Raw genomic sequence first — 12045 nt, 5'->3', positions numbered from 1 at the left:
TAGTGATATTTTTTATACTAATGATTTAAAGTTTTCTAAGCGGTTTGCTTTTTCTTCTTCGCTAATGTTGTGTGCTTTTACGTAACGGTTTCTTTCGTGTGATGCACATTCGTGGGAGCATGCACCAAGATATTTGTGTTCGTTCTCTTCTGTAACTAAGAATTGACGGTTACATTCTGGGTTACTACAGTTAATGTATCTTTCACATGGTGTGCCGTCGAACCATTCTTTACCGACTACTGTTTTTTCAACTTGGTTTACGTCTACGCTAATTCTTTCATCGAATACGTACATTTTACCGTCCCAGAATTCACCTTTAGTTTCTGGATCTTTACCATATGTTGCGATTCCGCCTTCTAATTGGCTTACGTCTTCGAAACCTTCTTTTAATAAGAAGCCTGAGAATTTTTCACAACGGATACCACCTGTACAATAAGTGACGATTTTCTTATCCATAAATTGTTCTTTATTTTCTTTAATCCAGTCTGGTAAATCTCTGAATCTTGTTATATCTGGACGAATTGCACCGCGGAAGTGTCCTAAGTCGTATTCGTAATCATTTCTTGCATCAATTACGATTGTATCTTCTTCTAATAAAGCTTCTTTAAATTCTTTTGGTGATAAGTAGTTACCAGTTAATTCTCTAGGGTCTACATCATCTTCTAAGTCTAATGCTACGATTTCTGGTCTTGGACGCACGTGCATTTTCTTGAAAGTATGTCCTTCTGCTTCATCGATTTTGAATGTAATACCTTCAAATCTTTCGTCTGCTTTCATTTGTTCCATGTATTTATCCGTGTCAGCTTTCGTACCTGAAAGTGTCCCGTTGATACCTTCAGTTGCTACTAAAATACGTCCTTTAAGATCAAGCTCTTTACAAAATTCTAAATGTTCTGCTGCAAAAGTTTCGGGGTCAGTAATTGTTGTATATTTATAAAACAATAGTACTCTATAATCCATTTTCTTATCTCCTCTAATTCTCTTTTTTTATTTATATGATATGTCAATTTGAAAGTATCTAGTTGATATGGAACAATTTTTATATGAATGCACATTTTTATCCTCATTATATTGTATCAAAAAAGTTGCATTTTTCAATTGTTTGATTTTGTAAAATAATATGAAATCGTTTTTATCTTTCTTAAAAGTGAGTTTGAGGTCGAATTGGAGTAATATTGACTATTTTTTATGAAGTTAAACTTGGAGTTCCCCGTCTTTAATTACTTTTGCATAATTACTAAAATGATTGTCTAATTTATCTAAAGTGGAAATGAAGTTCGTAAATTCTTCATTAGGTAATATTTTTAACAAGTGATCTAGATTTGTGATACATATTTTATTTAATTCTTTAATTTTTTCACTACCAACTTCTGTTATAAAGACATGAATTTTTCTATTATCTTGACAATCCATTTTCTTTTCTACATAGCCTTCTCTAATTTGTTCATTTAATAATCGACTTAAATTTCCTTTATCCATGTCTAAGGATTCGGCAAGTCCAGCTAAAGTCATACCTTCATTTTCACTAATAAAATACAATAAGTTCAGGTAATTTAATGAATAACCATTACTATTAGCAACATGTCCACATAGAAATTTAAAATTAGTATTCAATCGTAAAAGCTTAGTTTTAAAATCTTGTAATAACTCTTCTTTCTCTATATTTTCCATATTGTATTCCTCCATTAAATTAATTAATGCATTAAGATTTTACCAAACTTTCAATTATAAAAAAAGTAAAATTTCTTAAATAGTATAAAAAAGTTTAGTTGTTAAGCACAATTAAATGTATGTGAATCATAATATGTAAATTCACATAAAGAGTTGAATGACATGAATTATGCCATTCAACTCTTTATTTCCTATTTCCAGCCTTTATGATTTCTATATTTATAAAAAACAGAAACATCAATGTTTTGCTTTTCAGCAGTTTTAATAACTTGTCCTACATTTTTAAAGCCTAATAATTTAAAATAATCAATAAGTTGCTTTTTAGTTAATGCATCAGTATCTTTACTTAATAGAGTAGCTAAATCTTGATCAGTATGGAAAGGTAAGCGCGTATCATCATGAAGCGTTAATCCATTTTGAGAATACGTTCTAGCATCAGCATGATGAGAATCAGTAATACTAATCGCACCAAAACCTAAAATAACAGCAGATAAAGTAACAGGAATTAATTTTTTGAATTTCATATATAACCATCTCCAATCATTTGATGAGTTGATTATAATATAAAAATTCCAAAAAAATAGGCAGTTAAAAGTTATTTAATAATAGTTAAGAATGAGTTAAGAAATAGGGGAGAAATAACTAAAGGGGGAGAAGAAAATGTTTGAAAAATTATATGTGGATGCTAAAAGGGGTAAGTTTGAAGTCTTTAAAAAGGGCAATGGAGAACCATTAATATATACGCACCATTATAGTCAATTTAATGAAAATGGTGATTACTTTTCACAATTATTAAGTAAGTATTATACAGTGTATATAATTAACCTTAGAGGTGCTGGTAGCTCAGACGGCAGTACAAAAGAGTGCACATATAGTATGGAAGATACTGTTCGAGATTTGGAAAGTATCAAAGAAAAGTTGGGTATTAAGAAATGGACTATGGCAGGTCATTCTACTGGAGGTTTTTTAGCACTCTATTATGCGATTTTATATCCTAAATCTTTAAAGGAAATTATTGCTGGTGGAATCGCAGCTTCTGGTGAGTATATGAATCATGCAAAAAGTATATATAATGAAGGTAATCCGAGTCATAATCGATTGATGGAAATATTCAAGTTGCTAGAAAACCAAGAATTAACTATTGAAGAAAAAAGAGCATTAAATAAAGAATGGGTTATGATGTCTTTACATCAAAAGGATGCTTACTATGAAATGATTAATATAAAACAAAGTGGAAAAGTATTGTCAGATAGACTGAATTATTTTAGTGAAGAACTACCTTACTATAATATTACTAATCAATTAAGAGATACAGAAACTCGAGCTTATATATATTGTGGAATTTATGATGCACAATGTCCATATGAGTTTAGTAAAGAAGTGTCACTTAACATGCCTAATGCAAAATTAGAAATATTTAATGAAAGTAATCATTATCCTTTCTTTGAAGAAAAAGAAAAATTTATAAATTATGTTGAGGATATAGTTTCTTCAAGTAGAAAAAGTTGCTAATCAACTTCTCATAAATGCTTCTCCATTAATATTGTTAAATCACCATCATTATTTATTTCTACGCCGGTATCTACAAAGCCTAATTTAATATATAGCTCATATGCAATTCGATTTGGAATATCAACTAAGAGTGCAATGTGATTTATATGTGGCATATGTTCTGATAAGTAATGATTGAGTTGTTGTAAGCTTTGTTTTGCGTAACCTTGTCTTAAGTATCGTTTATCTGTTGATAATGATCTTACAAAAATTGTGGATTCGTCAGGTGTTGAAAAGTACTTTGTAAACTCGCTATGTTCATGCAAGACGAAGAATACAGCCAGATTATCATCTTCTGTTAATCCTAATATGCAATGTCTATTTTTATTTTGTGCTGCCACTTCAATATTTTCTTGTGGAGACTTTGTAAACTGAAGTTGTGAATCATCCATTTGATATGACTGCACTTTATCATAATAATTGTCGTTATATGCAATTAATTTCATAGTAGTCCTCCAATTTTTTTTTAGATTTTAGTTTATTGTATTTTATCATAATTTGAATATCCTTCCTTAAAAAGAATAAAAAGTTTAAATTGACATTTTTTAACAATGTGCAATAATAAATTTAAAATTCTAGTGGGGGGCTATGGTATGTCAGAATTAAAAGGAATACCTGAATCTATGTTAATACCACTTGCTGCTAAGGCGAGAGAGACTTTAAGTGATATGCCAATAATCAATGATCCGTTATCTGTTAAAATAATAAAAGAAATAGATAATCTTGTACTTGATACATATGTGGACTGGCGATCGCAGCTTGGTATTAGTATTAGGACAGAAATTTTAGACGAAATTGTTATAAACTTTATTAAACAGTCTAATCATCCATTTATTATCAATATTGGATGTGGGTTAGATACGCGTTTCAGTCGATTGAAATTGACCAATATTCCATGGATTGATATTGATCTGCCCGGAAGTATAAATCTTAGAAAACAATTTTTTAATGAAACATATTTTTATAAAATGATTAATAAGTCTATGTTTGATTATACTTGGATTGATGAAGTTAAACGTAATGTACATATTAAAGAAGATAGTGAAATTTTAATAATATTTGAAGGTGTGTTAATGTATTTTGAGAAAGAAGAAATTGAAGCTTTGTATAAAGAAATTGCTCGGTCATTTGACAAGCATCAATTAGTAATTGCTTCAGAATTTTGTTCAAAGTTTATGACTAAACATACAAATCATCATCCGTCTGTCTCTAAGCTTTCTAGTAAACCATTATTTAAGTTTGGTTATAATAATGTGGTGGAACTAAAAAATATTTTGCCAGGAAATTGGAAAGTTGTTAAAGAATATAATTATTTTGATAGATATTCACATAGATGGCGACATTTGAAATGGTTTAAGTATATAGTCTTTCTTAAAAATCGATTTAATAATAAAATTGTATTAATCAAAAACACTTAATATAAAAGTGTAGTGGGAGTTGGCTATGGAAACGATATATTTAGCGGGTGGTTGTTTATGGGGCGTACAAGCTTTTGTAAAGACGTTACCCGGTGTAGTTGAGACAGAAGCGGGTAGGGCGAATGGAAGTAGTTGTACACTTGAAGGTGAATACGATGGTTATGCAGAATGTGTAAAGACTGTATTTGATCCTGCAATCGTTCAAGTAGAAGATTTGATGACATACTTGTTTGAAATCATAGACCCATATAGTGTGAACAAACAAGGTGAAGACGTCGGGTTAAAATATCGAACAGGTGTCTATAGTGAAGAAGAGTATCATTTAGAAGCAGCACACCAATTTATAGCAAATAGAAGTGATGCAGACCGAATTGCAGTTGAGGTTAAACCTTTAGAGAATTATGTACGAAGCGCAGAAGAACACCAAGACCGTTTAGAAAAATGCCCAGACGATTATTGTCACATTTCCCAAGAAATGATGAATAAATATAAATAAAAGAAATATGAGAGATGTGTTCAGAGGTACTGTATTTATCAAGACAGGTGAAACAAGATAAATAGGAGCTTTGTATTTATCAAGACGACTCTGACTAGCAACATAGAACCGTCGAATATTGTAAGATAGCTCTGACTAGCAACATAGAGCGACCGAATATTGCAAGATAGCTCTAACTAGCAACATTCACCATATATTTTTCCACAAAAAAGCTAGGACTTGTTCAAAGTCCTAGCTTTACTTATATTATTGTCCGTGATAAATACTAAAGTTAAGTGGCTTAATGCCATTGCTCGACCATTCATTGTATATTTTTTGTTTATTTCTATCGTTTTCTACAATTGTGATACCGCAGTCGCCACCGCCAGCTCCTGATGTTTTACTTGCGCCACCGTATGATTCTCCGATATCGCATAATTTTTTAAGGTGTGGTGTTTCGATATCTATTGTAGCGAATGAATCTAAATATTGTATAACGGTACGATTCTTTCTAATTGTATCTTGAACACCTTGTATATTATTTGTCTTAAATGCTTTAATTAGTTGTTCAACATATTTCTGTGATTGATCTAAAAATTGTGTATATATTGTTGGGTCTGCTTTTAAACGTTTTACTTCACTAACTAAATGATGTGAAGAAGCGGGTGAGCCTGTCCAACCGATTAATACTTCCATATGCTCTGGTGCTTGAAGTGGTTCTATGTGTAAGCCTGGCCAGTTTTTATATAGTACGTCCATTACAGATGTTTCTTCTATTTGTTGTTTTACCCAAACGTGATCAAAAGTACTATAGACTAACCAACCTGTATAAACACTTACTGCGATATCACCGCAAGAACTTAAACTTTGTAATTTCATATTAGCGATAACAGCTAATTTATAAATAAATAAATTTGATAATTGTAAGTTATAGAATTCATTTAGAGCTTTGATAACAGATACTAATACTGCTGCACTAGAACCTAAACCATATTTATGACCGGATGCATCATCTAGGTTACTATCAATTGTTAAGTTATAATGTCTTAATGTGACATTGGAACTTTTAGCAAATTGTTCAAAGACTTCTATAGCTTGTGTAATATATTTAAGCTGATCTGCAGCATCATTATCAGAAATGATGATTTTGTCTTGTTCTCTTGTAAATGTAATCGGCTCATGATGTAAAGTCTTAGAATGGATAAATCCTGATGAAGAATTCGTATCTTCAATTGTGGCCGTCACAAATCGATCAACTGCAATTAAGACAGATTTATATCCGGGCTCTGTTACTGCATATTCTCCAGCAATATACAGCTTTCCTGGCGCTTTGACTTGAATCATTATATCTCTTCCTTACTCAATAATTTCAATTCCTGTGTTTGTAATATCACTCGCAATAACTTGTTCTTTATTAAAAGATTTAAGTAAAGCGTCTATTATAAATTGCTGGTTTTTCTTTTCGACTAATATTTTAACATTTGGACCTGCATCCATTGTGAAATAGCATGGATATCCAGCTTTTCTACATTGATGTACAATATCCATAACTTCATAACTTTCTGGTACTAAGTATGTGAAAGGTGGCTGTGCACCTAAATTAGTAGCGTGCATGCGTAAGCCATTTTCTTCGATGACTTCACCTAAATGTTTGAAGTTTTTGTTACGTATCGCTTCTTTAACTGATGCAATATCTTCATCAACATGATCTAACCAATATTGGTAGAAACGAGATGTGTCTCTTGTATGTGACATGCCTGAACGACTAGATACTTTTTTAGATTGGTTATTGATGACAACAAATACCATTGATAAATCTTCTTCCCAACCTTGTGCATCGATTGCGTGTGCATATGAGGTTTCGTCGTCGTGACCTTTATCCCATTCAGCAAATCCACCAAAAATACTTCTAGAAGCTGAGCCAGAACCTCTTCTAGCTAGTCTTGATAAATCTTTATCTGACATATTTAAGTTAAGTGCTTCGTTACAAGCTCCAGCAAGGGCTGCAAATGCACTTGATGATGAAGCAAGACCTGCTGCTGTAGGAACATAATTGACACTTTCAATATAAGCATAGTGTGAAGTATGACTACGTTCTCTTACAAGATTCATAAACTGATAAATTTTCTTCGATTGTTCTTCGTTTACTTCTTCACCATTTAGAACGAGTATATCTTTCGTGTATTCAGGACTAAATGTTACTTTTGTTTCTGTATAAAATTTATCAAGCGTAACGGATAAGCTATTATTCATGGGGATGATAAGTGATTCATCGGCTTTTCCCCAATATTTAATTAAAGCAATATTTGTGTGCGCACGGACTTTACCACTCATATTCAATCTCGTTAACCTCCTAAATTTTCAATCCAAGTATGATGAGCACCGAATTTTTCAGCACTTGTTGCAATTTTTTCAGCAATGTCGAGATTTTGAGCGAGTACAATCATACTGCCACCACGGCCGCCGCCTGTAAGCTTGCCCGCAGTTGCACCTTGTAATTTACTTATTTCAAGTAATGCTTCAATATTGTCATGACTAACTGTTAACTTGCGTAAATTTTCTTGTGCACGTTCAAATACGTGTGCTAATTGTGTGAAATCATGATGTTCGATTGCTTCATTAGCATCATATACGAGCGTACCAATATGCTCTATGTACTGCATATATTGTTCGTTATGATCACATAATTGGTGGACATCTTCGACTGCTTGTTTAGTAGAACCTTGAACACCTGTATCTATCACCACCATATAGCCGTTTATGGATAATGGTTTTAAAGTAGTTACTTTTCCTTGGTGGAACCATACTGGTTTATTAGAGACAATCGTTTGTGTATCGATGCCACTAGGTTTGCCATGCGCGATTTGTTCTGCCCAATTTGCTTCTTCTATTAATAATTCGTCAGAAAGAGGCTCTCCTATATAATCATAACTTGCTCTTACAAAGGCGATAGCCATAGCAGCACTGGAACCTAATCCTCTTGAAGGGGGGAGATTTGTTTCGAATTTAACATTTATAGGCTCTTTGATATGATGTTTATCGATAAATCTTGAGATAACAGATTTAATATGTTCAGGAGCTGTTTGTAACGTTCCTTCAAATACATCACTATTAATATATGAAGTATCACCAGCGTTAAGTGACTGGATAGTTACGTTCACTTTACCTGTTGTAAATGGAATCGCTATTGCTGGTTGCCCAAAAGTAACAGCATGCTCTCCTATTAAAATAACTTTCCCATTTGCTTCCCCGTATCCTATTTGTGCCATATTTTCAATCACCTTTAGTATTTCTTATTTTATTTTTGTTAAACACTTTATTATTATAAAGCTCTGTCACCATATATTCAAAAACTTTAACTAATTAATGTGCAATAATTACAATTTTTAATGAAATTGATAGCTATTATGACCTTTTGCAAAGCCTTTTGCTATAAATAACCAAGAATCGCCACCACGTTCTATATCATTGGCGCAAATAATTAATTGATTTGTACCTGGTATAAATGCAGGATGTGTCGATCTTAACATATGCCCTTGGTCACGACCTGGCATTAATATTTGACCGATAGGGTAACCACTTTTGTTAAAGACAAGTACTCTACCTTGACCATACATAGCAACATACAGATTATCGTCACTATCAATACAACAAGAATCTGGACCTTCATGACCTGTAAAATGATATGGAATAGATGCACCAAAAGGTTCGATTGTTACACCATCTTCTTCCAATGAAATACGATGTAATCTATTCGCATTTGTTTCAGTCACCCATAGTACACGTTCATCAGTACTTAATGCAATACCATTTGCTACTGCGATATTTTGAATAATAGGTGTAATCGTTTGATGATCAGGTGAGACATAATATACGCCACCAAGTGGATTTGTAGAATATCCTCTAAAATCAGTAAAGTAGAATCCACCTTTACTATCGAATACTAAATCATCAACGCAATATTCTGTATCGATATCAGAAACGATACTTTGTGGATTTCTGCCGTCTGCATCAGTAGCAAAAATACCACCAGAACTTTTAAAGTCACCTAAATAAGACATATATAATCGTCCGTCTTTATGTATTTTAACAGAAGCCGGGTTAGTTTTCTCAGATTTAAATACTGTATTAACTTTTTTCTCAGGTAAATCTATGCGGAAAATAGTTCCGCCAAATACTTCACATAAGAAAAGATTATGATTTCTATCAAAGCATAAACCTTCTAATTGAAGACCTTCATCAGAAATTTTGATCCAAGGTTCAGCTGTTACAGTTTGCAAGTGCTGTTCATGCGCAAGTAGCGGTACAGCACTTTTTGAAGCTTCCGTATAATATAAAGATGGTATATGTTGATCAGACATGATAATCTCTCCTTTAAGTTGTACAATATAGAAAAGTACACATGTACTTTAAAGATATGTTTAATATATATGTTTAATATTATCACTTTTAACTTACAATGAAAATGAATATTAAATTGCGAAAAATATGAATGATGTTTGAGATATTATAGTCATATAAAAAACAGCTTTTCGACAAGAAGAAAAGCTGTTTTTTATGATTAAGCTTTAATTGATTTCGCGCGTTGTTCTAGATATGTCTGTAATTCTGGAGACAATACATAGCTGACTGATTTTAAATCAGATACGTTTGATGCATTCAATAAATTAGCAATGACATGCATTTGTTCTATAAATTGTTTCATATGTTCAATTGTATCTTCTACGCCATAAGCATCTAAATATTTGAGAACATATCCAGATAAGCCAACAGCTTCTGCGCCTAGTACAAGAGACTTAATGGCATCGAGTGGGTTTTTAACGCCACCACTAGCTAATATGTGAATATCTGCATTTAATAATTGTGCTTCTAATAAGCTTTGAACAGTACTTTGTCCCCATTGATTTAAGAATGCCATATCTTTTAATGGTCTTCTTTGATTTTCAATGTCCGCAAAATTCGTACCGCCTCTACCACTGACATCTACATATTGAATGCCAATATCTTTAACTTTTTGAATCGTTTCAGAACTCATACCGAAACCAACTTCTTTGATGATCACTGGTATATCAATATTATCTTGAATTTCTTGAATGTTCGTTAACCAATTTTCAAATTCAGTATCACCTTCAGGCATTATAAGTTCTTGAGGTGCATTGACGTGAATTTGTAAGGCATCAGCATTTAAAAGTTCTATTGATTTCTTAGCTTTTGCATATTCAATATCTGCTCCAACATTACTAAATATTAGACCTTCAGGATTTTCGTCACGTACTACTGTGAAACTTGATTCAGCGTTAGGGTCTTTTAGTGCTGAATGTGTAGATCCAACTGCCATAGGTATGTTACAAGCTTTAGCTATTTGAGCTAACTCTTTGTTAATAGTTGCTGCTCTTTCACTTCCACCCGTCATCGCATTGATATAAATAGGGTATTTAAAAGTGAAATGCGGAAACTTTACTGATAAATCAATTTGATTTTTATTAATAGAAGGAATGGATTGATGTATAAGCTGTACTTTATCAAAATCAGTACTAACTGGTGAATACGTATCTAATGCCAGCTGAATATGTTCATTCTTCCTTTTGCTTCTTAATGAGTCGTCCATTCATTTATCCTCCGTGCGTCTTTATGTTTAATGATATATTTTATCTTAATACACATTATAGCAGTTGTATAATTGAATATAAACTAAACATTGTTATACAATCCGCTTCAAAATCTTTTTCCCAATACCTGAAAAATCAATCAAACAATTTATGCTAATATTAATACTATACAAATATACATAAAATGGAGGAGAATCGTTATTAAATTTAAAAAACTTACTTTAATTTTAATTTGTACATTATTATTAAGCGGTTGTACTTTACCAGGCTTAGGTGGCGCATCTTCTGATACAGTGAAAATTACGGCGCTTGCTACAAGCGAGTCTCAAATCATGGCGCATATGATTCGCTTGCAAATCGAGCATGATACAAAAGGGCAAGTAAAACCGATAATTGTAAATAATCTTGGTTCTGCGGTAATTGAACATAACGCGATATTAAATGATAATGCGCAAATATCTGCTACAAGATATACAGGTACTGATTTAGTAGGTGCTTTAAACTCTGAACCCATTACAAATACTAAAAAAGCTGAGAAAGCTGTCAAAACAGGTTTCCAAAAGAAATTTGATCAAACATTTTTTGACTCATATGGATTTGAAAATACCTTTGCATTTACAGTCACTAAAGAAACAGCTAAAAAGTACAATTTAAAAAAAGTTTCGGATCTAGCTAAACATAAAGATGAACTAAGAGTAGCAAGTGATCCTACATGGATTAAGAGAAAAGGGGACGGCTATCCAGCTTTTTCAAAAGCATACGGATTTGAATTTAAGGATATTAGAACAATGCAAATAGGACTCGTATATGATGCATTGAAGAATAAGAGCATCGATGCAGCACTTGGATATACAACAGATGGTAGAATTGCTGCGTATGATTTGGTGACACTAGAAGATGATCGTCACTTCTTCCCACCTTATGACGCCAGCCCATTAGCAACAAATGATTATTTAAAAAATAATCCAACAGCTAAAAAATCTATAGAAAAATTGGTTGGGAAAGTATCTACTAAAAAAATGCAAGAATTGAATTATAGAGCAGACGGTCAAAAAGAAGAGCCAGCTATAATCGCAGAAAAATTTCTTAAAGAACATCGCTACTTTGAATAGTTAATATAGTAAAAAGCAGGAACCACAAGTGCGGTTCCTGCTTTTTTGATACCTATTCAGGATGAAATATAAGGGGAATAGGAGATTCAAGGCTTAATAGGGACGTTAAGCCAAGAGATAGACGAAGTCGTGGCTTAAGTGATGAATAAAGCCAAGAGAACGTCCAAGTCATGGCTTAAGTACCGAGTAAAGCCACGACTTAGATTATT

General features: G+C 32.5%; 13 protein-coding genes. 4 read left to right on the top strand and 9 right to left on the bottom strand.

The window, feature by feature from the left end; genetic code table 11:
- Positions 1-12 precede the first annotated feature (12 nt).
- From ACJTHF_RS06600 to spn, 3 genes are all read right to left on the bottom strand, one after another.
- A complete protein-coding gene (locus tag ACJTHF_RS06600) occupies positions 13-960 on the bottom strand; it encodes a rhodanese-related sulfurtransferase (protein WP_084756090.1) in 948 nt (315 codons plus the stop codon).
- Between the two features lie 234 nt (positions 961-1194).
- Entirely contained in the window at positions 1195-1671 is a 477-nt protein-coding gene (locus tag ACJTHF_RS06595) for a MarR family winged helix-turn-helix transcriptional regulator (RefSeq protein WP_208182566.1), read from the bottom strand.
- A gap of 191 nt (positions 1672-1862) precedes the next feature.
- Complete coding sequence (spn, locus tag ACJTHF_RS06590; RefSeq protein ID WP_078355301.1) at positions 1863-2195, bottom strand: SPIN family peroxidase inhibitor; 333 nt, start codon at positions 2193-2195, stop codon at positions 1863-1865.
- A gap of 136 nt (positions 2196-2331) precedes the next feature.
- Here spn and ACJTHF_RS06585 point away from each other — a divergent pair, with 136 nt between their 5' ends.
- The gene (locus ACJTHF_RS06585) at positions 2332-3183 is read left to right on the top strand and encodes an alpha/beta fold hydrolase (RefSeq protein ID WP_232156942.1); all 852 of its coding nucleotides are present in this window, start codon (positions 2332-2334) and stop codon (positions 3181-3183) included.
- Positions 3184-3191: 8 nt separating this feature from the next.
- On the opposite strand, the gene ACJTHF_RS06580 is transcribed toward ACJTHF_RS06585, so the two are convergent.
- A complete protein-coding gene (locus tag ACJTHF_RS06580) occupies positions 3192-3668 on the bottom strand; it encodes a GNAT family N-acetyltransferase (protein WP_107609097.1) in 477 nt (158 codons plus the stop codon).
- A 147-nt stretch (positions 3669-3815) separates the two neighbouring features.
- On the opposite strand from ACJTHF_RS06580, the gene ACJTHF_RS06575 reads away from it, so the two are divergent.
- On the top strand, positions 3816-4640 hold the full coding sequence (locus ACJTHF_RS06575; protein ID WP_232156940.1) for a class I SAM-dependent methyltransferase: 825 nt from the start codon (positions 3816-3818) through the stop codon (positions 4638-4640).
- Positions 4641-4665: 25 nt separating this feature from the next.
- Complete coding sequence (locus ACJTHF_RS06570) at positions 4666-5136, top strand: peptide-methionine (S)-S-oxide reductase (protein WP_232156938.1); 471 nt, start codon at positions 4666-4668, stop codon at positions 5134-5136.
- Between the two features lie 246 nt (positions 5137-5382).
- Here the strand turns inward: ACJTHF_RS06570 and ACJTHF_RS06565 are convergent, their stop codons facing one another.
- The 5 genes from ACJTHF_RS06565 to fni all read right to left on the bottom strand — a co-directional run bounded on the left by ACJTHF_RS06565 (position 5383) and on the right by fni (position 10723).
- Entirely contained in the window at positions 5383-6459 is a 1077-nt protein-coding gene (locus ACJTHF_RS06565) for a phosphomevalonate kinase (protein WP_037589206.1), read from the bottom strand.
- 12 nt (positions 6460-6471) lie between these two features.
- Entirely contained in the window at positions 6472-7455 is a 984-nt protein-coding gene (gene mvaD / locus ACJTHF_RS06560) for a diphosphomevalonate decarboxylase (protein WP_232156936.1), read from the bottom strand.
- Between the two features lie 5 nt (positions 7456-7460).
- Entirely contained in the window at positions 7461-8384 is a 924-nt protein-coding gene (gene mvk, locus ACJTHF_RS06555; RefSeq protein WP_048540479.1) for a mevalonate kinase, read from the bottom strand.
- A 117-nt stretch (positions 8385-8501) separates the two neighbouring features.
- On the bottom strand, positions 8502-9476 hold the full coding sequence (locus tag ACJTHF_RS06550) for an SMP-30/gluconolactonase/LRE family protein (RefSeq protein ID WP_058591898.1): 975 nt from the start codon (positions 9474-9476) through the stop codon (positions 8502-8504).
- A gap of 200 nt (positions 9477-9676) precedes the next feature.
- Entirely contained in the window at positions 9677-10723 is a 1047-nt protein-coding gene (gene fni / locus ACJTHF_RS06545) for a type 2 isopentenyl-diphosphate Delta-isomerase (protein ID WP_232156934.1), read from the bottom strand.
- Positions 10724-10924: 201 nt separating this feature from the next.
- Between fni and ACJTHF_RS06540 the strand changes: the two genes are divergently transcribed.
- Positions 10925-11836 carry an osmoprotectant ABC transporter substrate-binding protein gene (locus ACJTHF_RS06540; protein ID WP_058591896.1) on the top strand — a complete coding sequence of 304 codons (912 nt, stop codon included), beginning with the start codon at positions 10925-10927 and terminating at the stop codon, positions 11834-11836.
- Positions 11837-12045: the final 209 nt, after the last annotated feature.

It is taken from the genome of Mammaliicoccus sp. RAM2 (assembly GCF_045897195.1).
Lineage (GTDB): Bacteria > Bacillota > Bacilli > Staphylococcales > Staphylococcaceae > Mammaliicoccus > Mammaliicoccus sciuri.
The sequence above is the reverse complement of the archived record's forward strand: the minus strand, read 5'-3'. Positions and strand labels throughout refer to the sequence as shown.